Below are 26078 nucleotides of genomic sequence, written 5' to 3' on the forward strand. Positions count from 1 at the left end.
GTGCAACGTCATCTGTGGCAAAACGCCGCCCTGGTGGGATTACCACTGACCTGTGGGAGCGGGCTTGCTCGCGAAAGCGGTGTATCAGCAACGTTGATGTCGACTGACACGACGCCTTCGCGAGCAAGCCCGCTCCCACAGGGGGTCTCGTCAATCAGCGGGACTTGGGTTTCTTCACGTCCAGCCGACGCAAATGGCACGTCACTTCCTCGCGGTCGTGGTACAGCTGCTTGCAGCCGATCTCGACCTTGATGCCCCGTGCCTTGAAGCCATCGGCAATACGCTCCAGCAACCGTTTCACTTCGGCATAACGCTGTTTCATCGGCAGCTTGAGGTTGACCACCGCCTCGCGGCAATGGCCGTCGCCGATCCACTCTTCCAGCATCGCGGCGTTACGCGCCGGCTTCTCGACGATGTCGCAGACCATCCAGTCCACCGGCTGCTTGGGCTTGAAGGTGAAACCGTCGGCCATCAGATGTTGCACCAGACCGGTGTCCATCAGGCTTTCGGCCATCGGGCCGTTGTCGATGGCGGTCACCAGCATGCCGCGGTTGACCAGTTGCCAGGTCCAGCCACCGGGAGCGGCCCCCAGGTCGACGCCGGTCATGTCGCTGTGCAGGCGCTCGTCCCACTGGTCGCGCGGGATGAAGTGGTGCCAGGCCTCTTCCAGCTTCAGGGTCGAGCGGCTCGGCGCCTCCCGTGGAAACTTCAAACGGGGAATGCCCATCGGCCACATGGCCGAGTTGTTCGATTCGGCCAGGCCCATGAACACTTCACGACCGCTTTTGAAGGTCAGCAGCAGACGCGGCTTGTGCGCGTCCTCCACCAGTTTGCCAGCAGCCATCAGCGCCTTGCGCAGGTGCACTTCGAATTTCTTGCAGAAGTTCGACAGTTCCTTGCCATCGTTGGTGTCGACCATTTCCAGCCACAGGCTGCCGCACAGCGGAAAGTCCGCCATATGATCGAGGATCACGCTGATGCGGTCGGTTTCCGGCAGGTCGATGAATATCCCCCGGGCCCACTGGCGCGGGAAGATCAGCTCGGCGAAACGCTGCCCGCGCATCAGGCGCTCGGCGCCGTCTTCTTCGGTGCAGACGAATTCGGCGCAAGCCGTGGCGGCCTTGGCCTTGGCATAACCGGCCACGTTCAGCCGTGCGGCAAGGTCGGAAATCTCGGAACAGACTTCACCTTCGAAGCCCGGCCGGCAATGCATGAATAGGGTGTTCATTCTTACTCCTGGACCCTGTAGGAGCGAGCAGGCTCGCGATGGACTCAAGGGCGGCGCATGTATTCAGGAAACACGCGTTATCGTTAACGTCCATCGCGAGCAGGCTCGCTCCTACAAAGAGAGACCGCTTGCCCTGAAGCAAAGCCTGTCACGAAAACCGGCGCATGATAGCCGAGATCGGGAGCTGGAGCTTGTCGATAGAGTCCGGTTATTAGCCAGCTACCGAAAACAGGGCTAGGTTTAAGGCTCTGTCCGTTCCCTCAGACCGTAGCCGTGCGGACTTAAAGGAGTGATTGCAATGCCGTCCCTCGATAGCCTGAAGACTTTGAAAACCCTGCAAGTCGGCAACAAGACCTACCATTACTTCAGCCTGCCCGCTGCCGCCAGGAGCCTGGGCGAGCTGGACAAGTTGCCGATGTCGTTGAAGGTACTGCTGGAAAACCTGCTGCGCTGGGAGGACGAAAAAACCGTCACCGGCGCCGACCTCAAGGCCCTGGCCGCGTGGCTCAAGGAGCGTCGCTCTGACCGCGAAATCCAGTACCGCCCGGCGCGGGTGCTGATGCAAGACTTCACCGGCGTACCGGCGGTGGTCGACCTGGCCGCCATGCGTGCGGCGATGGCCAAGGCCGGCGGCAATCCGCAGCGGATCAACCCCTTGTCGCCGGTGGACCTGGTGATCGACCACTCGGTAATGGTCGACAAGTTCGCCAGCAGCAGCGCCTTCGAGCAAAACGTCGACATTGAAATGCAGCGCAATGGCGAGCGTTATGCGTTCCTGCGCTGGGGCCAGAGTGCCTTCGATAATTTCAGCGTGGTGCCGCCGGGCACCGGGATCTGCCACCAGGTGAATCTTGAATACCTCGGCCGCACGGTCTGGACCAAGGACGAGGACGGCCACACCTATGCCTTCCCCGACACGTTGGTGGGCACCGATTCCCACACCACCATGATCAACGGCCTCGGCGTGCTCGGCTGGGGTGTCGGCGGTATCGAGGCGGAAGCGGCGATGCTCGGGCAACCGGTGTCGATGCTGATTCCGGAAGTGATCGGTTTCAAACTCACCGGCAAGCTCAAGGAAGGCATCACCGCCACCGACCTGGTGCTGACCGTCACCCAGATGCTGCGCAAGAAAGGCGTGGTGGGCAAATTCGTCGAATTCTACGGCGACGGCCTCGCCGACCTGCCGCTGGCCGACCGCGCGACCATCGCCAACATGGCTCCGGAATACGGCGCCACCTGCGGTTTCTTCCCGGTGGACGAGGTAACGCTGGAGTACCTGCGCCTGTCTGGCCGTACCCTCGAAACGGTGCAACTGGTCGAGGCCTACAGCAAGGCTCAGGGCTTGTGGCGCCTGCCCGGCCAGGAGCCGCTGTTCACCGACAGCCTGGCGCTGGACATGGGCAGTGTCGAAGCCAGCCTCGCGGGACCGAAACGCCCGCAGGACCGGGTGTCGCTGCCGAATGTCGCCCAAGCCTTCAGTGACTTCATCGACCTGCAATTCAAGCCCACCAGCAAGGAAGAAGGCCGCCTGGAAAGCGAAGGCGGTGGCGGCGTCGCCGTCGGCAACGCCGATATGGCCGGTGAAGCGGATTACCACCACGAAGGCCAGACCTATCGTCTGAAAAACGGCGCGGTGGTGATTGCCGCCATCACCTCCTGCACCAATACCTCGAACCCGAGCGTGATGATGGCGGCCGGGCTGGTGGCGAAGAAAGCCGTGGAAAAAGGCCTGAAGCGCAAGCCTTGGGTAAAGAGTTCGCTGGCCCCCGGCTCGAAAGTGGTCACCGACTACTACAAGGCGGCCGGCCTGACCCAATACCTCGATGAATTGGGCTTTGCCCTGGTCGGCTATGGCTGCACCACCTGCATCGGCAACTCCGGGCCGCTGTCGGAGCCCATCGAGAAAGCCATCCAGCAAGCCGACCTCACAGTGGCTTCCGTGCTCTCGGGTAATCGCAACTTCGAAGGCCGGGTGCATCCATTGGTGAAAACCAACTGGCTGGCCTCCCCGCCGCTGGTGGTCGCCTATGCGCTGGCGGGCACGGTACGTACCGACCTCAGCCGCGAGCCATTGGGCAATGACAAGGACGGCAAACCGGTTTACCTGCGGGACATCTGGCCAAGCAGCAAGGAAATTGCCGACGCGGTCACCCAGGTCAACACCGCGATGTTCCACAAGGAATACGCCGAAGTGTTCGCCGGTGACGAGCAATGGCAGGCAATTGAAGTCCCGCAAGCGGCGACCTATGTCTGGCAGAACGACTCAACCTACATCCAGCATCCACCGTTTTTCGACGACATCGGCGGCCCACCGCCAGTGGTCAAGGATGTCAGCGGCGCGCGCGTCCTGGCACTGCTCGGCGACTCGGTGACCACCGACCACATCTCCCCCGCCGGCAACATCAAGGCGGACAGCCCGGCCGGGCAATACCTGCGCGACAAAGGCGTGGAACCGCGGGACTTCAACTCCTACGGCTCGCGGCGCGGCAACCATGAAGTGATGATGCGCGGCACCTTCGCCAACATCCGCATACGCAACGAAATGCTCGGCGGCGAGGAAGGCGGCAACACCCGCTACATACCCACCGGGGAGAAAATGCCGATCTACGACGCCGCCATGCGTTATCAGGCTTCGGGCACGCCGCTGGTGGTGATCGCCGGCCAGGAATACGGCACCGGATCGAGTCGCGACTGGGCGGCCAAAGGCACCAACCTGCTGGGAGTGAAGGCGGTCATCGCCGAAAGCTTCGAACGGATTCACCGTTCCAACCTGGTAGGCATGGGCGTGCTGCCGTTGCAGTTCAAGCTGGATCAGAACCGCAAGAGCCTGAAACTCAACGGCAGTGAAACCCTGGACATCCTCGGCCTGACTGGCGTCGAGCTGACTCCACGGATGAACCTGAACCTGGTCATAACCCGTGAAAACGGCAGCAGCGAAAAAGTCGAAGTGCTGTGCCGCATCGATACGCTCAACGAGGTGGAGTACTTCAAGTCCGGAGGGATTCTGCACTACGTGTTGCGGCAATTGATCGCGTCTTGACCGAGCGCTGACAAAGACACCGCCTTCGGGCGGTGTTTTTGTTGGGGACAGTCAGTAAGCTATCGCGAGCAAGCCCGCTCCCACAGACGGTGGCCGCGCGCCGCAAATCCCGACACAAGGACTTCAAATGATTGCCCTGCCATGGACGTTTCTGGCCCTGCTCACCCTCGGCTATGGACTGGCGCTGACTTACGGCCATCTCGGTTGGCTCTCTGCAATCTCGGTGTTCCTGTTACTGGTCGCCGGTGCGGCGGTTCGCCAGCGCGAAATTCCTTTTGTTCGCTATCTCGGCCACGGGCTGTTTATCGTCCTGGCTTTGACCCTGGCGACACATTGGCTTCCCGGCTTCTACAACGGTCGCGGTATCGATCCCCAGCGTTTCACCGATAACGCCGTGTTATTTGCGATGCACCTGAATCTGGACAAACCGCTGATCGGCTTCTGGCTGTTGCTGGTTTGCCCGTGGATTGTCGGCCGCCGTTCGCTTCGGCCAGCGCTGTATGCCACCTCACTGGCACTGACCTTGAGCGCCCTGCTGGCACTGGGCGGCGCGCTGTTGCTGGGGGTCATCGCCTGGGCGCCGAAATGGCCGGATCAAGCCTGGTTGTGGTTGCTGAACAATCTGCTGCTGGTGACGCTGGTCGAGGAAGCACTGTTTCGTGGCTACATCCAGGGCGGCCTGAGCCGGTGCCTGAAACACCGCCCCCAGGGTGAAAACCTCGCCCTGTTGCTGGCGTCATCGGCCTTCGGCCTGGCCCATATCGGCGCAGGATGGCAGTGGGTGTTACTGGCAACGCTGGCCGGGGTCGGCTATGGCCTGGCCTACCGTTTCGGTGGGCTGGCGGCCGCAATCGCCAGCCACTTTGGCTTGAACCTGCTGCACTTCGGCCTGTTCACCTATCCGATGCTCGCCGGCTGACGCATGGGTCATTTTGCGACGCATGGCTGATTATCGAAAAATAATCTCAACAATCCGCCGATCTTGCCGATACAGCACTTGAAAGCCTTGCGGATTAAGAAAGCCATGCGTAACAACCAGCCAATTACACAACGCGAGCGGACCTTCCCGGCTCAGCAACGGTTGATTTCCACCACCGATGCCAAGGGCATGATTACCTACTGTAACGACGCATTCGTCGAAATCAGCGGGTTTTCCCGAGAGGAGCTGATCCGCGCACCGCACAACCTGGTCCGTCACCCTGATGTGCCGGCCGCGGTGTTCGCACACATGTGGGGCACACTGAAACAAGGCTTGCCATGGATGGGCATTGTCAAGAATCGCTGCAAGACCGGTGATCATTACTGGGTGAACGCCTATGTGACACCGATCTTCGAAGGCAATCAGGTGATCGGTTACGAGTCGGTGCGGGTCAAGCCCACCGCCGAACAGATCCGCCGCGCCGAGGCGCTCTACCAACGCATCAACCAGGGCAAGTCGGCCGTACCCTCGTCGGATAAATGGCTGCCGATCCTGCAGGACTGGCTGCCGTTCATTCTGGTCAGCCAATTGAGCTTCATGATCGGTGCGTCGCTGAACTCCCATTGGGGGTTTGCCCTGGCAGCCGGGCTCTCGGTGCCGCTGGGCCTGATGGGCCTTCAGTGGCAACAACGCGGCCTCAAGCGCTTGCTGCGCCTGGCCGAGCAGACGACCTCCGACCCGTTGATCGCACAGATGTACACCGACAGTCGCGGCGCCCAGGCGCGTCTGGAAATGTCCATCCTCAGCCAGGAAGCACGCCTGAAAACCTGCCTGACGCGCCTGCAGGACACGGCCGAACACCTGACCGACCAGGCCAGGCAGTCCGATACCCTGGCGCACAACAGCTCCAGCGGTCTGGAACGTCAACGCGTCGAAACCGAGCAAGTGGCCACCGCGGTCAACCAGATGGCCGCTACCACCCAGGAAGTCGCCAGCCACGTGCAACGCACCGCTGACGCCACCCAGGAAGCCAATCGCCTGACCGGTCGCGGTCGTGACATCGCCGGGGAAACCCGCGAAGCCATCCAGCGCCTGTCGGTGGTGGTCGGTGAAACCGGCGTGACCGTGACCCAACTGGCCAAGGACAGCAACGAAATCGGTGGCGTGGTCGACGTGATCAAAGGCATTGCCGACCAGACCAACCTGCTGGCCCTGAACGCCGCCATCGAAGCGGCCCGTGCCGGCGAAATGGGGCGTGGCTTTGCGGTGGTTGCCGACGAAGTCCGTCAGCTGGCGCAACGAACCAGTGAGTCCACCGGGCAGATTCATGCACTGATCGCCAAGCTCCAGCAAACCGCCAGCACCGCCGTGCAGACCATGGAAGCCGGGCATCGTCAGGCGGAAGAAGGCGTGGCGCGGGTACTGGAAGCGGACCAGGCACTGGTAGGGATCAGCGAAGCGGTGGCCAACATTACCGACATGACCACCCAGATCGCTGCCGCGACCGAAGAGCAAAGCGCCGTGGCCGAAGAAATCAGCCGCAACATCAGCAACATCTCGGAGCTGGCGGACCAGACCTCGGAACAGGCGCAGAACTCGGCATTGCTGAGTGAAGAGCTGACCAAGACAGCCAATACCCAGTACTCGTTGGTGGAGCGGTTTAACCGCTGATTGTGGTTGATTCATAAAAAACCCGGACAGTGGAAACTTCCGGGTTTTTTATTGCCACTCTGAAAGTGATGTTGCCTGGCAGGTCGCATTCGCGAGCAAGCCCGCTCCCACATTCGACCGTATTTCTCTGTTAGAACCCGGTCAACTGTGGGAGCGGGCTTGCTCGCGAAGTGGCTCTCAAGGGCATTAAAAATCTCACCGAAGAAATGCAGCCACTCTCTGCGCCGCAGCCGCCAAATGCTGCTCATGGGTAAACCCCGAAGCCTTCAACGGCTTCAAGTCATGATCCCCCGCCACCAGCCAGAACACTTCGATACCCGGCGATAGCGCATACCCCTCGACCGCCTCACGATTGCCCAGTGCATCGCGCTCGCCCTGCACGATCAGGGTCCGAGTCTTCAACCCGGCCAAATGCTCGACCCGCGGTTTCTCCGGTTTGCCCACCGCATAGAACGGATAACCCAGGCACACCAGCGCGTGCGCCCCCAACTCATCGGCCAGCAGACTGGCCATCCGCCCGCCCATGGACTTGCCGCCCATGGCCAGCGGCCCAGTGACATGGCGTCGCACCTGGGCATACACCTCGCGCCAGCATTCCAGCAGTTTCGGCGCCGGGTTCGGCGGGCGCTTGCCGCCATCCACACGCCGCTGCGCCATGTACGGAAATTCGAAACGCAACACGTTGATGCCTTGAACGGCGAGGCGTGCAGCCATGTCGCTCATCCAGTCGCTGTCCATCGGTGCGCCGGCGCCGTGGGCGAGGATCAGCGTCGCCGCAGCCTTGCCAGCCGCGGCATTCCACAACCATCCATGTTCCCGCACGCACTGCGCCCATTGATCCCCGTCAATACCGGCCTTGTGCCCTTTGTCCATGCTTGCCTCGCTTTCAGTCTGCCTATAACTCCGGCCGAAGGGTGCACTGCCTTGCGCGAGCGCGCCCACTTCGGCTGAACCGTGGATGGGGAACCATGAACACTTCTATCAGTACCGCCTACAACTACAAGGTGGTCCGCCAATTCGCCATTATGACGGTGGTGTGGGGCATCGTCGGCATGGGGCTCGGGGTTTTTCTCGCTGCCCAGTTGGTCTGGCCCGAACTCAACTTCAATTTGCCGTGGACCAGCTTCGGCCGCTTGCGCCCGCTGCACACCAACGCGGTGATCTTCGCCTTTGGTGGCTGCGCGTTGTTTGCCAGTTCGTTCTATTCGGTGCAACGCACCTGCCAGACCCGGTTGTTCGCACCGAAAATCGCCGCGTTCTGTTTCTGGGGCTGGCAGCTTGTAATTCTCCTGGCGGCCATCAGCCTGCCGCTGGGCTACACCAGTTCCAAGGAATACGCCGAGCTGGAATGGCCGATCGACATCCTGATCACCATCGTCTGGGTCGCCTACGCCATCGTGTTCTTCGGCACGATCATGCAGCGCAAGACCAAGCACATCTATGTCGGTAACTGGTTCTTCGGCGGATTCATCATCACCGTGGCGATCCTGCACATCGTCAACAACATGGAATTGCCGGTCAGCTTCACCAAGTCCTACTCGCTGTACTCGGGCGCCACCGATGCGATGGTCCAGTGGTGGTACGGCCACAACGCCGTAGGCTTCTTCCTCACCGCCGGCTTCCTGGGGATGATGTACTACTTCGTGCCGAAACAGGCCGAGCGCCCGGTGTATTCCTATCGCCTGTCGATCGTGCACTTCTGGGCGCTGATCACGTTGTACATCTGGGCCGGTCCGCACCACTTGCACTACACCGCACTGCCGGACTGGGCGCAGTCGCTGGGCATGGTGATGTCGCTGATCCTGCTGGCGCCGAGCTGGGGCGGGATGATCAACGGCATGATGACCCTGTCGGGCGCCTGGCATAAGTTGCGCAGCGACCCGATCCTGCGCTTCCTCGTGGTGTCGCTGGCGTTCTACGGCATGTCGACCTTCGAAGGGCCGATGATGGCGATCAAGACCGTCAACGCCCTCTCCCACTACACCGACTGGACCATCGGCCACGTACACGCCGGCGCGCTCGGCTGGGTGGCGATGATCTCCATCGGCGCGCTGTACCACATGATCCCGAAAGTCTTCGGCCGCGAGCAGATGCACAGCATCGGCCTGATCAACGCGCACTTCTGGCTCGCCACTATCGGCACCGTTCTGTACATCGCCTCGATGTGGGTCAACGGTATCGCCCAGGGCCTGATGTGGCGTGCGGTGAACGAGGACGGCACGCTGACTTACTCCTTCGTCGAAACCCTGGTGGCCAGCCATCCAGGCTTCGTCGTGCGGCTGGTGGGCGGGGCGATCTTCCTCAGCGGCATGTTGCTGATGGCCTACAACACCTGGCGCACCGTGCGGGCCTCGCAGCCTGCCGAAGTCGCCGCTGCCGCGCAGATGGCCTGAGGAGTCCGCCATGAAACACGAAACTATCGAGAAAAACGTCGGCCTGTTGCTGCTGCTGATGATCCTGGCCGTGAGCATCGGCGGCCTGACCCAGATCGTCCCGCTGTTCTTCCAGGACGTGACCAACAAACCGGTGGAAGGCATGAAGCCCTACACCGCGCTGCAACTGGAAGGTCGCGACATCTATATCCGCGAAGGCTGCGTCGGCTGTCATTCACAGATGATCCGTCCGTTCCGCGCCGAAACCGAACGCTACGGGCACTACTCGGTGGCCGGTGAAAGCGTTTGGGATCACCCGTTCCTGTGGGGCTCGAAACGCACCGGACCGGACCTGGCACGGGTCGGCGCGCGCTACTCGGATGACTGGCACCGGGCGCACCTGTACAACCCGCGCAACGTCGTGCCGGAGTCGAAGATGCCGGCCTACCCGTGGCTGGTGGCCAACCAGCTCGACAGCAGTCATACCGAAACCAAGCTGCGCGCCATGCGCACCCTGGGCGTGCCGTACACCGACGAGGACATCACCGGTGCCGTCACCTCGCTCAAAGGCAAGAGCGAAATGGATGCGCTGGTCGCCTACCTGCAAGTGCTCGGCACTGCCATCAAGAGCAAGAGGTGAGCAATGTTCATTGAAATGAGCACTGGAATGATCCGCGGCCTGGGCACGGTCGTGGTGTTCGTGGCCTTCGTCGGCCTGACCCTTTGGGTGTTCAGCGGCAAGCGCGGCCCGGAATTCGCCGAAGCGCGCCTGCTGCCGTTCGCCGACGAGCCACAACCCGACATCACCGAAGAATCAGCAACAAGGAGTACCCGGCCATGACCACCTTCTGGAGTACGTGGATCTGCGTACTGACCATCGGCAGCCTGATCGGCCTGACCTGGCTGCTGATCGGCACCCGCAAGGGCGAAACCAAGGGCAGCGTCGACCAGACCATGGGCCACAGCTTCGACGGCATCGAGGAGTACGACAACCCGTTGCCGCAATGGTGGTTCATGCTGTTCGCCGGCACCCTGGTGTTTGCGGTCGGTTACCTGATCCTCTATCCCGGCCTGGGCAACTGGAAAGGCATCCTCCCCGGCTATGAAAACGGCTGGACCGGCGTGCACGAGTGGGAAAAGGAAATGGCCAAGGCTGACGCGAAGTTCGGGCCGATCTTCGCCAGGTTCGCGGCGATGCCCGTGGAAGAAGTGGCCAAGGACCCACAGGCGCTGAAAATGGGTGGCCGCCTGTTTGCCTCCAACTGCTCGGTGTGCCACGGCTCGGATGCCAAGGGTGCATACGGCTTCCCCAACCTGACCGACAGCGACTGGCGCTGGGGCGGCAGCGCAGAAACCATCAAGACCACCATCATGGGTGGCCGGATGGCGGCGATGCCGGCCTGGGGTGAAGTCCTGGGGGAAGAAGGCGTGAAGAACGTCGCCGCTTATGTGCGCCATGACCTGGCCCGCCTGCCGTTGCCTGCCGACAGCAAAGCCGACCTGCAGGCCGGACAGCAGGCATTCAGCACCACCTGCGTCGCCTGTCACGGGGCAAACGGCCAGGGCACTGAAGCCATGGGCGCGCCGAACCTCACGCACCCGACCGGCTTCATCTACGGCACCAGCCTGACGCAGCTTGAACAAACGATTCGGCATGGTCGCCAGGGCCATATGCCGGCGCAAAATGAACTGCTCGGCAATGACAAGGTGCAATTGCTGGCCGCGTATGTGTACAGCCTGTCCCACGGTTTGAATACCGAGCGCCTGCAGGCTGAACACAACCGCGAATAAATCCCGAGCGCTCTGCTGCCGCATTCTCCCGGATGCGGCAGTTCCCTGCCCCTTTGCGACCCATTGTCGCACCCTCGCACAGACTTTCTTTCGGAACCCCGGATTCGAGTCTAAGCTTCCCCCCATGCGGACTGGCCGGTGCCGGTTCCAGGTCGACCCTGAACGATGTGTTCGACGAATCTGCCCGATGACAGGCCGCAAAGGCTGGTAGATACCGGCTGTCGCGCCAGTTGCCTTCGGTCAGCCAAACGTTGCGTTTGAACACACCCCGTTACATCCGACCTGACCCCCTCGCCTGATCAGTCCGACGGGACGTTTTGCCCACGGGTATTTTTGTCCCTACGCGGCGCATGGAAAGGCCGCAGAATCAGCATTTGAAAGCATTGACCCAGGTCATGGCGCGTTGCAATGACCCCCTGCTTTCTCCATACTTGCGGCCGATTTTTAATCCTAATAAAACACCCAAACCGTGGAACCTTAGAATGAGCACAGCAATCAGTCCGACTGCTTATAACTATAAGGTAGTCCGCCAGTTCGCCATCATGACGGTGGTCTGGGGGATCCTTGGCATGGGGCTCGGTGTCTTCATCGCCTCGCAACTGGTCTGGCCGGAGTTGAACTTCGGTCTGCCGTGGACGAGCTTTGGACGCCTGCGCCCGCTGCACACCAACCTGGTGATTTTCGCCTTCGGTGGATGTGCACTGTTTGCCACTTCTTATTACGTCGTGCAGCGAACCTGCCAAACGCGACTGATTTCCGACAGCCTCGCCGCCTTCACCTTCTGGGGATGGCAAGCGGTGATTGTCGGCGCGATCATTACCTTGCCGATGGGTTTCACCACCACCAAGGAATACGCGGAACTGGAATGGCCCCTGGCTATTCTGCTGGCCATTGTCTGGGTCACCTACGGTCTGGTGTTCTTCGGCACCATCGTCAAGCGCAAGACCAAGCACATCTATGTGGGTAACTGGTTCTACGGCGCGTTCATCGTCGTGACCGCGATGCTGCACATCGTCAACCACATGTCGCTGCCGGTCAGCCTGTTCAAGTCCTACTCGGCCTACTCGGGTGCCACCGACGCGATGATCCAGTGGTGGTACGGCCACAACGCCGTGGGCTTCTTCCTGACCACCGGCTTCCTGGGGATGATGTACTACTTCGTGCCGAAACAGGCCGAGCGTCCGATCTACTCCTATCGCCTGTCGATCGTGCACTTCTGGGCGCTGATCACCCTGTACATCTGGGCCGGTCCGCACCACCTGCACTACACCGCACTGCCGGACTGGGCTCAGTCCCTGGGCATGGCCATGTCGATCATCCTGCTGGCTCCAAGCTGGGGCGGCATGATCAACGGCATGATGACCCTGTCGGGCGCCTGGCATAAGCTGCGCACCGACCCGATCCTGCGCTTCCTGGTGGTGTCCCTGGCGTTCTACGGCATGTCGACCTTCGAAGGTCCGATGATGGCGATCAAGACCGTCAACTCGCTCTCGCACTACACCGACTGGACCATCGGCCACGTACACGCCGGCGCTCTGGGCTGGGTGGCGATGATCTCGATCGGCGCGATCTACCACATGATCCCGAAACTGTTCGGTCGTGCGCAGATGCACAGCACCGGCCTGATCAACACGCACTTCTGGCTCGCGACCATCGGTACCGTTCTGTACATCGCTTCGATGTGGGTCAACGGCATCACCCAAGGCCTGATGTGGCGTGCAATCAACGACGACGGCACCCTCACCTACTCGTTCGTCGAAGCGCTGCAAGCCAGCCACCCTGGCTTCATCGTTCGCGCCCTGGGCGGTGCGTTCTTCGCCACCGGCATGCTGTTCATGGCTTACAACGTTTTCCGCACCGTACGCGCCTCGAACCCGGCAGAAGCTGAAGCCGCCGAACAGATCGTTGTAGTTGGAGCTCACTGATGAAGCATGAAGCAGTCGAGAAGAATATTGGCCTGCTGGCCTTCTTCATGGTCATCGCCGTCAGCGTTGGCGGCCTGACCCAGATCGTTCCGCTGTTTTTCCAGGATGTCACCAACAAGCCGGTCGAGGGCATGAAGCCCCGCACCGCCCTTGAACTGGAAGGCCGGGACGTTTATATCGCCAACGGTTGTGTCGGCTGCCACTCGCAGATGATCCGTCCGTTCCGCGCCGAGACCGAACGCTACGGCCACTACTCGGTCGCCGGTGAAAGCGTCTGGGACCACCCGTTCCTGTGGGGTTCCAAGCGTACCGGTCCGGACCTGGCCCGTGTCGGCGGTCGTTACTCCGATGACTGGCAGCGTGCGCACTTGTACAACCCGCGCAACGTAGTGCCTGAGTCGAAAATGCCGGCCTACCCGTTCCTCGTGGAAAACAAGCTCGACGGCAAAGACACCGCCAAGAAAATGGAAGTCTTGCGCACGCTCGGCGTCCCTTACACCGACGAAGACATCGCCGGTGCCAAGGATGCCGTGAAGGGCAAAACCGAAATGGACGCGCTGGTGGCCTATCTGCAAGGCCTGGGCACCATCATCAAAAGCAAACGGTGATCTAAATGGATATCGGGATGATTCGTGGCCTGGGCACCGTAGTTGTCATGGTGGCCTTCATCGGACTGGCACTGTGGGTGTTCAGCCCCAAGCGCAAGTCGGAGTTTGAAGACGCGACCTTGCTGCCTTTCGCGGATGATCCCGAAGCCATCAAGCACGTCGAGCAAGCTTCTAGGAGTAACAAAGAATGACTACATTCTGGAGTCTGTACGTCACAGTCCTCAGTCTCGGTACGATCTTTTCCCTGACCTGGCTGCTGCTGTCGACCCGCAAGGGCCAGCGCGCAGAGCAAACGGACGAGACCGTGGGGCACTCCTTCGACGGGATCGAGGAGTACGACAACCCGCTGCCGAAATGGTGGTTCATGCTGTTCGTGGGCACCATCATCTTCGCATTGGGCTACCTGGCGCTGTATCCGGGCCTGGGTAACTGGAAAGGCCTGCTGCCGGGTTACGGCTACCTCGACAACGAGAAGCAGACCCCGTTCGCCAACGGCCAGACCGGCTGGACCGGCGTTCACGAGTGGGAAAAGGAAATGGCCAGGTCGGACGCCAAGTTCGGTCCGATCTTCGCCAAGTTCGCGGCCATGCCAATCGAAGAAGTGGCCAAGGACCCGCAAGCCCTGAAGATGGGTGGCCGCCTGTTCGCCTCCAACTGCTCGGTTTGCCATGGTTCCGATGCCAAGGGCGCCTATGGCTTCCCTAACCTGACCGACGCCGACTGGCGCTGGGGCGGCGAGCCGCAAACCATCAAGACCACCATCATGGGCGGCCGTCATGCCGTGATGCCTGCGTGGGCTGAAGTGATCGGCGAGCAAGGCGTGGCCGACGTGGCCGCATTCGTGCTGACCAACCTCGATGGCCGCAAGCTGCCGGAAGGCACCAAGGCCGACCCGGCTGCCGGGCAGAAACTGTTCGCCACCAACTGCGTGGCGTGCCACGGTCCGGAAGGCAAAGGCACGCCAGCGATGGGCGCACCTGACCTGACTCACCCTGCCGCGTTCATCTACGGTTCGAGCTTCGCTCAACTGCAGCAGACCATCCGTTACGGCCGTCAGGGCCAGATGCCTGCGCAAGAACAGCTGCAAGGCAACGACAAGGTTCACCTGCTGGCCGCTTACGTCTACAGCCTGTCTCACGGCGAGAAGGCAGCGGACGCCCAGTAAGGCAAACGCTTGAAGCAACAAAAAACGGCCCCGCCAATGTGAATTGGCGGGGCCGTTTTCATTCAAGCTTGCGAGAGGATTCCCGGATCGATCATGCGATTCCCGGGACTGACTCAGAGAATATTGCCGCCCCCCAGACTATCCAGAGAGCCCGAACCCGTGCTCCTGCCGGACTCCTTCAGCGGGTTGTCAGTCATGCCGCCCCCCAGGCCAGTGGAAGCCTCGACCTTGGGAAAGGCACCCTCTGACTCAAGCGTGGCAAGAGCCGTTTCAAGATAAGCGTTCAGCAACGGAGCTCCCGGAATTCCCATGCTGAGGATTGTCCTTAACACATCGATTTCCCGGCCAACATCCGATTCCTGTTCCATAGCGTCATCCATAATCTTTCTTCCTTGAAAAAAGCCCACCGCAGAAACATCAGCAATCAATTTTGCGGCGCACGTTTAATGCCATAAGCGGCACAAAAAACAATACAGCCGTGGCAATTAGTCCTTCAATCCATCTTTGTCTCAAGGCATGTAGGACGCCGCAGCCCCACCTGACAACAACACCCGGCAGAAATCCGTCCATACTCAACAAGTCAATTGACCTGCATCATCCTTTGTTACATTCGCTACACCATTCGTGATTTTTCCCCAACGCGACCAAAGGTCACACCCTTGAGCCAGAGCGACAGGCGTATCATTAAGCCACTGCAACACCCCTTTTTGACCCCGGCCGGCACGTACTGACCGAGGCATTTTTCCACTGCCGTGGGATGCAATGATGAGCAACCAGATTCCGGTACACGACATCACTCCACCCAACAAGAACGCGAACAACAGCGTCGACCTCTACGCCTCCAGAGAAAAAATCTACACCCGTGCCTTCACCGGCCTGTTCCGCAACCTGCGGATGACCGGCGGTGCCGTGTTGTTCCTGCTGTATTTCGGCACGGTGTGGCTGAATTGGGGCGGTCACCAGGCGGTCTGGTGGAACCTGCCGGAGCGCAAGTTCTTCATTTTCGGCGCCACCTTCTGGCCCCAGGATTTCATCCTGCTGTCGGGCATGTTGATCATCGCCGCGTTCGGCCTGTTCTTCATTACGGTCTATGCAGGCCGGGTCTGGTGCGGCTACACCTGCCCGCAGAGCGTCTGGACCTGGATTTTCATGTGGTGCGAAAAGGTCACCGAAGGCGACCGCAACCAACGCATCAAGCTCGACAAGGCGCCGATGAGCGCCAACAAGTTCCTGCGCAAATTCAGCAAACACGTCATGTGGCTGCTGATCGGCTTCGTCACCGGCATGACCTTCGTCGGCTACTTCTCGCCGATCCGCGAATTGACCATCGACTTCTTTATCGGTGAAGCGGATGGCTGGTCGTACTTCTGGGTCGGCTTCTTCACTCTCGCCACTTACGGCAATGCCGGCTGGTTGCGCGAACAGGTGTGCATCTACATGTGCCCGTACGCGCGCTTCCAGAGCGTGATGTTCGACAAGGACACCCTGATCGTCTCCTACGACCCGCGCCGTGGCGAGTCCCGTGGCCCGCGCAAAAAAGGTATCGACTACAAGGCCCAGGGCCTGGGTGACTGCATCGACTGCACCATGTGCGTCCAGGTCTGCCCGACCGGTATCGATATCCGCGACGGCCTGCAAATCGAATGCATCGGTTGCGCCGCCTGCGTCGATGCCTGCGACGCCGTCATGGACAAAATGGAATACCCGCGCGGATTGATCAGCTACACCACCGAGCACAACCTGTCCGGGCAGAAAACCCATAAACTGCGCCCGCGCCTGATCGGCTATGCCGTGGTGCTGCTGGCGATGATCAGTTTGCTGGTGACGGCGTTCTTCATGCGTTCGCTGGTGGGTTTCGATGTCAGCAAGGACCGCGTGCTGTACCGCGAGAACGCCGAAGGCCGGATCGAAAACGTCTACAGCCTGAAAATCATGAACAAGGACCAGCGCGACCATACCTACGTGCTCGAAGCCTCTGGCCTGCCGGATCTCAAATTGCAGGGCCGGCGCGAGATCAAGGTCGCGGCCGGCGAGATCGTCAGCCAGCCTGCCGAACTGTCCGTCGCACCGGAAAAACTGCCGTCGAGCACCAACGAGGTGAAATTCATCCTCAAGGATGCCGATGACGACAGCGTCCACATTGAAGCCAAGAGCCGGTTCATCGGCCCACAAAATCGTTGAGAGAACTGAACATGCCCGCTGCAACTGCCGCAAGTCCCTGGTACAAGCACCTCTGGCCATGGATCATCATCGGGATCCTGGCCTGCTCGGTGACCCTGACCTTGTCCATGGTGACCATTGCGGTGAACAACCCGGACAATCTGGTCAACGACAACTACTACGAGGCCGGCAAAGGCATCAACCGCTCCCTCGACCGTGAGCTGCTGGCCCAGACCCTGAAAATGCGCGCCAGCGTGCATCTCGATGACTTGACCGGCGAAGTTGACCTGCGCCTGAGCGGCGAGAGCCAGCCCAAGACCCTGGAGCTCAATCTGATCTCGCCGACCCAGCCGGAGAAGGATCGCAAGATCACCCTCACCCGCAGCGAAACCGAACAGGGCCGCTACATCGGCCAGTTGAGCGACAAGATTGAAGGCCGGCGTTTTGTCGAATTGCTCGGTACTCAGGACGACCACATCTGGCGCATGTTCGAAGAGGAACCGGTCAGCCATGACAAGGATCTGCTGCTCGGTGATGAACCGCTGCAAGGTGCGGAAGACCTGAAGAAGTAAAAAGCCTGCGCTTCGCGAGCAAGCCCGCTCCCACAGTTGATCCCTGTGGGAGCGGGCTTGCTCGCGAAGAGGCCCTACCTGACGACAGAGTTCCAGCGGCATTAATGAAAACCTCATGACCACCCCTCTGCCCTGCTATCACTGCGCCCTGCCCGTCCCGACCGGCAGTCGCTTCACCGCCGTCGTGCTCGGGGAGTCCCGCGAGTTCTGCTGCCCGGGTTGCCAGGCCGTGGCCGAAGCCATTGTCGCCGGCGGCCTGGAAAGCTATTACCAGCACCGCAGCGAAGCCTCGGCCAACCCCGAAGCGCTGCCGGTGCAACTGGTGGACGAACTGGCGCTGTACGACCGCGCCGATGTGCAGCAGCCCTTTGTCCGCCACGATGGCGAACTCGCCGAAGCCACGCTGTTGATGGAAGGCATCAGTTGCGCAGCCTGTGGCTGGCTGATCGAAAAACACCTGCGCGCCTTGCCGGCCGTGGCCGAAGCGCGCCTGAACCTGTCCAACCATCGCCTGCACGTACGCTGGACCGATGCGCAGTTACCGCTGAGCCACGTCCTCAGCGAACTGCGCCAGATCGGTTACGCCGCACACCCGTATCAGGCCGACCGGGCCAGCGAACAACTGGCCAGCGAAAACCGCCTGGCCCTGCGTCAGCTCGGTGTGGCCGGGCTGTTGTGGTTCCAGGCGATGATGGCAACCATGGCCACCTGGCCTGAATTCAACATCGACCTCAGCCCTGAACTGCACACCATCCTGCGCTGGGTCGCCCTGTTCCTCACCACCCCGATCGTGTTCTACAGTTGCGCGCCGTTTTTCAAAGGCGCCATGCGCGATCTGCGCACCCGCCACCTGACCATGGACGTTTCCGTGTCGCTGGCCATCGGCAGCGCCTACATTGCCGGGATCTGGACGTCGATCACCGGGGTCGGCGAACTGTATTTCGATGCCGTCGGCATGTTTGCCCTGTTCCTGCTGGCCGGGCGCTATCTGGAACGGCGCGCCCGCGAGCGCACGGCTGCCGCCACTGCACAGCTGGTGAATCTGTTGCCCGCTTCGTGCCTGCGATTGATGGATGACGGCCAGAGCGAACGCATTCTGCTCAGCGAACTGCGTGTCAGCGACCGCGTGCTGGTTCATCCGGGTGCCATTCTCCCGGCTGACGGCAAGATCCTCGACGGTCAGTCGAGTGTCGACGAGTCGCTGCTGACCGGCGAATACCTGCCGCAACCACGCACCCTCGGCGATGCGGTCACCGCTGGCACCCTGAACGTCGAAGGCGCACTGACCGTCGAGGTTCAGGCCCTGGGCCAGGACACTCGCCTCTCGGCCATCGTTCGCCTGCTTGATCGTGCCCAGGCCGAAAAGCCGCGCCTGGCGGAAATCGCCGACCGCGCCGCGCAATGGTTCCTGCTGTTGTCGCTGATCGCCGCCGCCGCGATTGGTCTGCTGTGGTGGCAACTGGATGCCTCGCGAGCCTTCTGGATTGTGCTGGCGATGCTGGTGGCGACCTGCCCTTGCGCCTTGTCGCTGGCGACGCCGACCGCCCTCACCGCGGCCACCGGCACGCTGCACAAACTCGGTTTGTTGCTGACCCGCGGCCATGTCCTGGAAGGCCTGAACCAGATCGACACAGTGATTTTCGACAAGACCGGCACCCTCACCGAAGGCCGCCTGGCATTGCGCTCGATCCGCCCGCTCGGCGCGCTCGACAGTGATCGATGCCTGAGCCTCGCCGCCGCCCTGGAGAACCGTTCCGAACATCCGATCGCCCGTGCGTTCGGACGCGCGCCACTGGCCGCTGAAGAAGTCCACAGCACTCCGGGCCTGGGCCTGGAGGGAGTGGTCGAGGGGCGACGCCTGCGCATCGGCCAACCGCGTTTCGTCTGTGAACTCAGCGGCGCCGGGGTGCCGTCGATACCCGAAGAAGCCGGCCAATGGCTGCTGCTCGGCGACCGCCAGGGACCGCTGGCCTGGTTCGTCCTCGATGATCGCTTGCGTGCCGATGCGCCCGCATTGCTGGCCGCGTGCAAGGCGCGTGGCTGGCGCACGCTGTTGTTGTCCGGTGACAGCTCGCCGATGGTCGCCAGCGTGGCGGCGCAACTCGGTATCGATGAAGCCCGCGGCGGTTTGCGGCCGGACGATAAACTGCAGGTCCTGCAACGACTGCACAAGGAAGGTCGCAAGGTGTTGATGCTCGGTGACGGGGTCAATGACGTGCCGGTACTGGCGGCTGCGGATATCAGCGTCGCCATGGGCTCGGCCACCGACCTGGCGAAAACCAGTGCCGATGCCGTGTTGCTGTCCAACCGCCTCGACGCGCTGGTGCAAGCCTTCAGCCTGGCGCGGCGCACCCGTCGGGTCATTATCGAGAACCTGCTGTGGGCCGGGTTGTACAATGGCCTCATGTTGCCCTTCGCCGCCCTCGGCTGGATCACTCCGGTATGGGCTGCGGTGGGCATGTCGATCAGTTCGTTGACCGTGGTGTTGAACGCGCTGCGCCTGACTCGGATGCCGAGCGCGCCCGCCCACTCCACCACGCCAGAAACCCGCCCGCTGCCGGCCTGAGCCGCGCGGGCATGGAGTCCAGATGCCAGCTCTTTACGTGATGATTCCCGCTGCGCTGCTGATCGTGGCCATCGCCGTCTATATCTTCTTCTGGGCGGTCGACAGCGGTCAGTACGACGACCTCGACGGCCCGGCCCACAGCATCCTGTTCGACGACCAGGACCCGAACCACACCGCCGCCGTCGATGAGGCCAGCGGTCAACCAACCAATCCGGCCAAACCGCAAGACAAGGCCCCGCCCCATGCTTGAATTGGCGCCCCTGCTGGTGTCTGCGGTGATCCTCGGCTTGCTTGGCGGCGGCCATTGCCTGGGCATGTGCGGCGGCTTGATGGGCGCGCTGACCCTGGCGATTCCCAAGGAACAACGCAGCCGCCGCTTTCGCCTGCTGCTGGCCTACAACCTGGGACGGATTCTGAGCTATGCCTGCGCCGGACTGCTGATCGGCCTGGCCGGATGGGCCGTGGCCAGCAGCCCGGCGGCGATGTTCCTGCGTATCCTCGCCGGACTGCTGCTGGTCGCCATGGGCCTGTACCTGGCCGGCTGGTGGAGCGGCCTGACCCGTATCGAAAGCCTCGGTCGAGGCTTGTGGCGGCACATCCAGCCAGTCGCCAACCGGTTGCTGCCGGTATCGAGCGTGCCGCGCGCGCTGCTGTTGGGTGCACTTTGGGGCTGGCTGCCGTGCGGCCTGGTCTACAGCACCTTGTTATGGTCGGCCAGTCAGGGCAACGCGCTGGACAGTGCGTTGTTGATGCTCGCGTTCGGGCTCGGCACCTGGCCGGTGCTGCTGGCCACAGGCCTTGCCGCAGAGCGCATCACCGCACTTTTGCGCAAACGCAGCGTGCGGATGGCCGGCGGCTTGTTGGTCATGCTGTTCGGCATCTGGACCTTGCCGGGACCCCATCAACATTGGCTGATGGGGCATTGATCGGCGGCGCGCCCCTTCGCGAGCAAGCCCGCTCCCACTTCCCTGTGGGAGCGGGCTTGCTCGCGAAGGGGCCGGTACAGGTACCACAATTCTTGACCCTTGATGCAAATCAAGATCCCCCGACCCGCCCTCGCATAAAATGGCCGACACTGCCAGCCTATCCGGGGGAATGCCCGCATGATGCTCGACGCCATTCGTTGGGACACCGATCTGATCCGCCGTTATGACCTGGCGGGACCGCGTTACACCTCGTACCCGACCGCCGTGCAATTCAACAGCCAGGTCGGCACCTTCGACCTGTTTCACGCCCTGCGCGACAGCCGCAAGGCCCAACGCCCGCTGTCACTGTACGTGCACGTGCCGTTCTGCGCGAACATTTGCTATTACTGCGCCTGCAACAAGGTGATCACCAAGGATCGCGGCCGGGCGCAGCCGTATTTGCAGCGCCTGGAACAGGAGATCCGCTTGATCGCCTGCCACCTCGACCCCACGCAGAAAGTCGAGCAACTGCACTTCGGTGGCGGCACGCCGACCTTTCTCAGCCATGACGAACTGCGCCAATTGATGGCGCACTTGCGCAAACACTTCAATTTGCTGGACGACGATTCCGGCGACTACGGCATCGAGATAGACCCGCGTGAGGCCGACTGGTCGACCATGGGCCTGCTGCGCGATCTGGGCTTCAATCGGGTCAGCATCGGCCTGCAAGACCTCGACCCGGCGGTCCAGCGCGCAGTCAATCGCCTGCAAAGCCTGGAAGAAACCCGCGCAGTGATCGACGCTGCCCGTACCTTGCAGTTTCGCTCGATCAACATCGACCTGATCTACGGCCTGCCGAGACAGACGCCGGAGAACTTCGCCCGCACCGTCGAAGAGGTCATCCGCCTGCAACCGGACAGATTATCGGTGTTCAACTACGCCCACCTGCCGGAACGCTTCATGCCGCAGCGGCGCATCAACAGCAATGAACTGCCGACACCCGCGCAGAAACTGGAAATGCTACAGCGCACCATTGAGCAGTTGATCAGCGCCGGCTACCGCTACATCGGCATGGACCACTTCGCCCTGCCCGACGATGAGCTGGCGATTGCCCAGGAAGAATCGACCCTGCAACGCAATTTCCAGGGCTACACCACCCATGGTCACTGCGACTTGATCGGTCTCGGCGTCTCGGCAATCAGCCAGATCGGCGACCTTTACTGCCAGAACAGCAGCGACCTGAACCACTATCAGAACGCCCTTGCATCAATGCAACTGGCCACCAGCCGCGGCCTGCTGTGCAATGCCGATGACCGGTTGCGGCGTGCGGTCATCCAGCAGTTGATCTGCCATTTCAGTCTCGAATACGCCGACATCGAACAGGCCTTCAACATCGATTTTCAAGGCTACTTCGGCGAACTCTGGCCCCAACTGCAAGACATGGCCAAAGACGGACTGATCGAGCTCGATCGCGACAGGATCACCATCCTGCCCGCCGGGCGACTGTTGGTGCGCTCGGTGTGCATGGTCTTCGACGCGTACCTGGAACAACACAGCCGGCAACGATTCTCACGGGTGATCTAGAGCACTGCGACAAAAGCGCCACAGGCTGGCCCCAATGTCCTCGGGTGAGTTACCCTTACGTCTTATGTGTGAATTCCCACAAGGATTGAAGAAATGTCCGAGCCAGTAAAACTGCGCGCTCATAATCAAGCCCATTGCAAGGATTGCAGCCTGGCCCCTCTTTGCCTGCCACTTTCGCTGAATCTGGAAGACATGGATGCACTGGACGAAATCGTCAAGCGCGGCCGACCGCTGAAAAAAGGTGAGTTTCTGTTTCGCCAGGGCGATACCTTCGATTCTGTCTACGCAGTCCGTTCTGGCGCCCTCAAGACCTTCAGCCTGAGCGACACCGGTGAAGAACAGCTCACCGGTTTCCACCTGCCCAGCGAACTGGTCGGTCTGTCGGGCATGGACACCGAAAAGCACCCGGTGTCGGCTCAAGCCCTGGAAACCACTTCGGTGTGTGAAATCCCCTTTGAACGCCTCGACGAACTGGCCCTGCAACTGCCGCAGTTGCGCCGTCAGTTGATGCGCGTGATGAGCCGCGAAATCCGTGACGACCAGCAGATGATGCTGCTGTTGTCGAAAAAGACCGCCGACGAACGCATCGCCACGTTCCTGGTCAACCTCTCGGCACGTTTTCGCGCCCGGGGTTTTTCCGCCAATCAGTTCCGCCTGAGCATGTCGCGTAACGAAATCGGCAACTACCTGGGCCTGGCGGTAGAGACCGTGTCCCGCGTCTTTACGCGCTTCCAGCAAAACGAATTGATCGCGGCAGAAGGCAAGGAAATCCGGATCATCGACCCGATCCAGCTTTGTGCCCTGGCCGGTGGCTCACTGGAAAGCTGAATCAAACCGTTGCGGCTGAGCGAAACGGTTCAGCCGCCGTTATACTTCGTCGTTTGCAGCCCTGCCAGGATTCTCCGACTATGGCCTTCGACTCCTTCGACATCAAATCCCTGATTCGCCCTGTCATCGACTTCCCGAAACCGGGTGTGATTTTTCGCGACATCACCCCGCTGTTCCAGTCGCCCACGGCCCTGCGCCTGGTGATGGACAGCTTCGCTCACCGTTACGTCGAGGCTGACTTCACCCATATCGGCGCGATGGATGCCCGTGGCTTCCTGATCGGTTCGGTACTGGCCTATCAGTTGAACAAGCCGCTGGTGCTGTTCCGCAAGCAAGGCAAGCTGCCGGCTGACGTGCTGGCCGAGGGCTATGCGACCGAATACGGCGAAGCCTTCCTGGAAGTGCACGCCGACAGCCTGTGCGAGGGGGATTCGGTGGTGATGTTCGATGACCTGATCGCGACCGGCGGCACCCTGATTGCCGCCGCAAACCTGATCCGCCGCATGGGCGCCCGGGTGCATGAAGCGGCGGCGATTATCGATCTGCCGGAACTGGGTGGCTCGCAGCGCCTGGAAGACATGGGCATTCCTACGTTCTGCCTGACGCAGTTTGCGTTGACTGACAAGTAATCTGGCGCCTGTACTGACGCCTTCGCGAGCAAGCCCGCTCCCACAGTGCATTGCATTGTTCCTGACAGTACGCGGTCAAGTGTGGGAGCGGGCTTGCTCCGGGCGGCGATCCGACGAATGGCGTCAGCCGCCACACCGCCGATTACAGCCCCATCTGCTTGCCGATGATCTCGTTCATCACTTCCCGCGTCCCGCCGCCAATCGACAGGATCCGGTTGTCGCGGTACAGCCGCTCCACCAGACTCTCGCGCATGTAACCCAGCCCACCGAGTATCTGCACCGCATCGGTGACGATCCGGTCTGCCGTATCGGTCGCAAAGTTCTTGGCCATGGAAATCTCCTTGATCACGCTCTGCCCCGCCGCCATTTTCGCGGCCTGGCGGTAAGTGAACTCCCGGGACACTTCCAGCCCGGTCGCCATCTCGGCGAGACGGTGCCTGATCACCTGAAACTTGCCGATCGGTTTGCCAAAGGCTTCACGCTGGCGTGCCCACTTCAGGCTCTCCTCCAGCGCCAGTTGTGCGGTCATGTTGGCCATCAATGCCAGGGCAAGGCGTTCACTCTGGAAATTGCCCATGATGCAGGCAAAGCCCATGTTCTCGGCGCCTATCAGATTTCCCGCGGGCACTCGGCAATCATCGAAGAACAGTTCCGCCGTGTCTGACGCCCACCAGCCCATTTTCTTCAGTTGCCGTCCTACGGTGAAACCGGGTGTGCCTTTCTCGATCAGCAACAGGCTAATGCCAGCGAAACCTGGCTCGCCGGTTCGCACCGCGACGGTATAAAAATCCGCGCGCACACCGCTGGTGATAAAGGTCTTGCTGCCACTGACCCGGTAAAAATCGCCCTCTCGCACGGCACGAGTCTGCAGGTTGGCGACGTCGGAGCCGCCACCGGGCTCGGTGATGGCCAGGGCGCTGATCTTTTCTCCCGACAGCACCTGCGGCAGCACACGATCACGCACTTCGGGCCGGGCCCACTTGAGAATGGGCGGCAAGCCGATATCCAGCGAACCCAGGCCGGCAACCAGGCCGCCCGAGCCGCAGCGCATCAACTCTTCACTGGCGGCAACCTTGGCGAACAGATCCCCTTCGTGGCTGCCGCCATAAACCTCCGGGTAACCGATGCCGAGAATCCCCGCCGTGCCGGCCTTGAGGTAGAGCTCGCGAGGAAAGCTTTCGGCTTCTTCCCACTGCTCGATATCAGGAAGAATCTCGCGCTCGACGAAACGTCTGACGCTGTCGCGGACCAATTGGTGGCTGGGGTCGAAGTATTCCTGAAAGGCAGGCATCGGCGAGCTCCACTGAAGGGGTCAGTGAAGTTAACCGAGCGCTTGCTTGGTTTTCAACAGGATTGTGTGAATCAGTGAAACCGAGGCGCGCCCTTCGCGAGCAAGCCCGCTCCCACAGGGGATTGCATTCCATATGTGGGAGCGGGCTTGCTCCGGGCGGCGATCCGACGAAGGCGCCAGAAAAGACACCACAAAACTCAGAGCGAAATCGGCTTGCGCCCGGCAAACGAATGCGCCAGCGTGCCGCCATCGACCAGTTCCAGCTCGCCACCGAGCGGCACGCCATGGGCGATACGCGAGGCGATCAGGCCTTTGCTGCTGAGCAATTGGGCGATGTAGTGCGCCGTGGCTTCACCTTCCACGGTCGGGTTGGTGGCCAGGATGACTTCGGTGAAAGTGCCGGCCTCTTCGATCCGTGCCATCAATTGCGGAATGCCGATGGCTTCCGGCCCCAGGCCGTCGAGCGGCGACAGATGGCCCTTGAGCACGAAATAGCGCCCGCGGAAACCGGTCTGCTCCACGGCATAGACGTCCATCGGGCCTTCCACCACGCAGAGCAAGGTGTCGTCGCGACGGGTATCGGCGCATTGCGGGCACAGATCATCTTCAGTCAGCGTACGGCACAAGCGGCAGTGACCGACCCCTTCCATGGCCTGGCTCAGGGCCAGAGCCAGTCGCGAGCCGCCGCTGCGGTCGCGTTCGAGCAACTGCAACGCCATGCGCTGGGCGGTTTTCTGACCCACGCCTGGCAAAATTCGCAGGGCGTCGATCAGTTGGCGAATCAAAGGGCTGAAGCTCATGGTGGAAAAGTCCGACAAAACAAC

24 protein-coding genes are annotated in these 26078 nt (G+C 61.4%); 19 read left to right on the plus strand and 5 right to left on the minus strand.

The window, feature by feature from the left end; all coding sequences use genetic code 11:
• Positions 1-154: 154 nt before the first annotated feature.
• Positions 155-1228: a 23S rRNA (cytidine(2498)-2'-O)-methyltransferase RlmM gene (gene rlmM / locus ACEN8Q_RS13950; protein WP_008022982.1), complete on the minus strand. Its 1074-nt coding sequence runs from the start codon at positions 1226-1228 to the stop codon at positions 155-157.
• Positions 1229-1526: 298 nt separating this feature from the next.
• On the opposite strand from rlmM, the gene acnA reads away from it, so the two are divergent.
• The 3 genes from acnA (at position 1527) to ACEN8Q_RS13965 (ending at position 6858) form a co-directional block, all read left to right on the plus strand.
• The gene (acnA, locus tag ACEN8Q_RS13955) at positions 1527-4268 is read left to right on the plus strand and encodes an aconitate hydratase AcnA (protein ID WP_413705361.1); all 2742 of its coding nucleotides are present in this window, start codon (positions 1527-1529) and stop codon (positions 4266-4268) included.
• 127 nt (positions 4269-4395) lie between these two features.
• Entirely contained in the window at positions 4396-5187 is a 792-nt protein-coding gene (locus ACEN8Q_RS13960) for a CPBP family intramembrane glutamic endopeptidase (protein ID WP_413421390.1), read from the plus strand.
• A 105-nt stretch (positions 5188-5292) separates the two neighbouring features.
• The gene (locus ACEN8Q_RS13965; RefSeq protein WP_413421389.1) at positions 5293-6858 is read left to right on the plus strand and encodes a methyl-accepting chemotaxis protein; all 1566 of its coding nucleotides are present in this window, start codon (positions 5293-5295) and stop codon (positions 6856-6858) included.
• Between the two features lie 195 nt (positions 6859-7053).
• On the opposite strand, the gene ACEN8Q_RS13970 is transcribed toward ACEN8Q_RS13965, so the two are convergent.
• Complete coding sequence (locus ACEN8Q_RS13970; protein WP_413705362.1) at positions 7054-7731, minus strand: alpha/beta family hydrolase; 678 nt, start codon at positions 7729-7731, stop codon at positions 7054-7056.
• 95 nt (positions 7732-7826) lie between these two features.
• Here ACEN8Q_RS13970 and ccoN (ACEN8Q_RS13975) point away from each other — a divergent pair, with 95 nt between their 5' ends.
• From ccoN (ACEN8Q_RS13975) to ccoP (ACEN8Q_RS14010), 8 genes are all read left to right on the plus strand, one after another.
• Positions 7827-9251 (plus strand): cytochrome-c oxidase, cbb3-type subunit I, encoded by a 1425-nt coding sequence (gene ccoN / locus ACEN8Q_RS13975; RefSeq protein ID WP_111282303.1) that lies wholly within the window; start codon positions 7827-7829, stop codon positions 9249-9251.
• A gap of 10 nt (positions 9252-9261) precedes the next feature.
• Positions 9262-9870 (plus strand): cytochrome-c oxidase, cbb3-type subunit II, encoded by a 609-nt coding sequence (gene ccoO / locus ACEN8Q_RS13980; RefSeq protein ID WP_413421384.1) that lies wholly within the window; start codon positions 9262-9264, stop codon positions 9868-9870.
• Between the two features lie 3 nt (positions 9871-9873).
• Positions 9874-10071, plus strand: a complete 198-nt coding sequence (locus tag ACEN8Q_RS13985; RefSeq protein WP_413421382.1) for a cbb3-type cytochrome oxidase subunit 3 — start codon at positions 9874-9876, stop codon at positions 10069-10071.
• Positions 10068-11021, plus strand: a complete 954-nt coding sequence (gene ccoP, locus ACEN8Q_RS13990; RefSeq protein WP_413421380.1) for a cytochrome-c oxidase, cbb3-type subunit III — start codon at positions 10068-10070, stop codon at positions 11019-11021. The genes ACEN8Q_RS13985 and ccoP (ACEN8Q_RS13990) overlap by 4 nt, the downstream gene beginning before the upstream one ends.
• Before the next feature lie 482 nt (positions 11022-11503).
• Positions 11504-12946, plus strand: coding sequence for a cytochrome-c oxidase, cbb3-type subunit I (ccoN, locus tag ACEN8Q_RS13995; RefSeq protein ID WP_007974131.1), 1443 nt, complete (start codon positions 11504-11506; stop codon positions 12944-12946).
• Positions 12946-13554 carry a cytochrome-c oxidase, cbb3-type subunit II gene (ccoO, locus tag ACEN8Q_RS14000; protein WP_007905434.1) on the plus strand — a complete coding sequence of 203 codons (609 nt, stop codon included), beginning with the start codon at positions 12946-12948 and terminating at the stop codon, positions 13552-13554. The genes ccoN (ACEN8Q_RS13995) and ccoO (ACEN8Q_RS14000) overlap by 1 nt, the downstream gene beginning before the upstream one ends.
• Positions 13555-13559: 5 nt before the next feature.
• Complete coding sequence (locus tag ACEN8Q_RS14005; protein WP_003175465.1) at positions 13560-13745, plus strand: CcoQ/FixQ family Cbb3-type cytochrome c oxidase assembly chaperone; 186 nt, start codon at positions 13560-13562, stop codon at positions 13743-13745.
• Positions 13742-14719, plus strand: coding sequence for a cytochrome-c oxidase, cbb3-type subunit III (gene ccoP / locus ACEN8Q_RS14010; RefSeq protein WP_413421377.1), 978 nt, complete (start codon positions 13742-13744; stop codon positions 14717-14719). Before ACEN8Q_RS14005 ends, ccoP (ACEN8Q_RS14010) begins: the two co-directional genes overlap by 4 nt.
• A gap of 113 nt (positions 14720-14832) precedes the next feature.
• On the opposite strand, the gene ACEN8Q_RS14015 is transcribed toward ccoP (ACEN8Q_RS14010), so the two are convergent.
• The gene (locus ACEN8Q_RS14015) at positions 14833-15099 is read right to left on the minus strand and encodes a hypothetical protein (protein WP_413705363.1); all 267 of its coding nucleotides are present in this window, start codon (positions 15097-15099) and stop codon (positions 14833-14835) included.
• Between the two features lie 385 nt (positions 15100-15484).
• Here ACEN8Q_RS14015 and ccoG point away from each other — a divergent pair, with 385 nt between their 5' ends.
• From ccoG to ACEN8Q_RS14055, 8 genes are all read left to right on the plus strand, one after another.
• Positions 15485-16900, plus strand: a complete 1416-nt coding sequence (gene ccoG, locus ACEN8Q_RS14020; protein WP_413421373.1) for a cytochrome c oxidase accessory protein CcoG — start codon at positions 15485-15487, stop codon at positions 16898-16900.
• A gap of 11 nt (positions 16901-16911) precedes the next feature.
• Positions 16912-17451, plus strand: coding sequence for a FixH family protein (locus tag ACEN8Q_RS14025; protein WP_413421371.1), 540 nt, complete (start codon positions 16912-16914; stop codon positions 17449-17451).
• A 115-nt stretch (positions 17452-17566) separates the two neighbouring features.
• Positions 17567-20017, plus strand: coding sequence for a heavy metal translocating P-type ATPase (locus tag ACEN8Q_RS14030; RefSeq protein WP_413705364.1), 2451 nt, complete (start codon positions 17567-17569; stop codon positions 20015-20017).
• A gap of 22 nt (positions 20018-20039) precedes the next feature.
• Complete coding sequence (ccoS, locus tag ACEN8Q_RS14035; RefSeq protein WP_085716788.1) at positions 20040-20267, plus strand: cbb3-type cytochrome oxidase assembly protein CcoS; 228 nt, start codon at positions 20040-20042, stop codon at positions 20265-20267.
• Positions 20260-20943 (plus strand): sulfite exporter TauE/SafE family protein, encoded by a 684-nt coding sequence (locus ACEN8Q_RS14040; protein ID WP_413421367.1) that lies wholly within the window; start codon positions 20260-20262, stop codon positions 20941-20943. The genes ccoS and ACEN8Q_RS14040 overlap by 8 nt, the downstream gene beginning before the upstream one ends.
• 180 nt (positions 20944-21123) lie before the next feature.
• Positions 21124-22506 carry an oxygen-independent coproporphyrinogen III oxidase gene (gene hemN / locus ACEN8Q_RS14045; protein WP_413705501.1) on the plus strand — a complete coding sequence of 461 codons (1383 nt, stop codon included), beginning with the start codon at positions 21124-21126 and terminating at the stop codon, positions 22504-22506.
• Positions 22507-22599: 93 nt separating this feature from the next.
• Positions 22600-23334, plus strand: a complete 735-nt coding sequence (gene fnr, locus ACEN8Q_RS14050; protein ID WP_007995802.1) for a fumarate/nitrate reduction transcriptional regulator Fnr — start codon at positions 22600-22602, stop codon at positions 23332-23334.
• A gap of 80 nt (positions 23335-23414) precedes the next feature.
• Positions 23415-23963, plus strand: a complete 549-nt coding sequence (locus tag ACEN8Q_RS14055) for an adenine phosphoribosyltransferase (protein WP_007985920.1) — start codon at positions 23415-23417, stop codon at positions 23961-23963.
• A 142-nt stretch (positions 23964-24105) separates the two neighbouring features.
• Here ACEN8Q_RS14055 and ACEN8Q_RS14060 read toward each other — a convergent pair whose 3' ends face one another.
• Positions 24106-25254, minus strand: coding sequence for an acyl-CoA dehydrogenase family protein (locus ACEN8Q_RS14060; RefSeq protein WP_413705365.1), 1149 nt, complete (start codon positions 25252-25254; stop codon positions 24106-24108).
• Positions 25255-25451: 197 nt separating this feature from the next.
• On the minus strand, positions 25452-26054 hold the full coding sequence (gene recR / locus ACEN8Q_RS14065; RefSeq protein ID WP_057715679.1) for a recombination mediator RecR: 603 nt from the start codon (positions 26052-26054) through the stop codon (positions 25452-25454).
• Between the last annotated feature and the right edge of the window lie 24 nt (positions 26055-26078).

This window comes from Pseudomonas sp. Pseusp16 (assembly GCF_047324915.1).
GTDB classification, from domain to species: Bacteria; Pseudomonadota; Gammaproteobacteria; order Pseudomonadales; family Pseudomonadaceae; genus Aquipseudomonas; species Aquipseudomonas fluorescens_CD.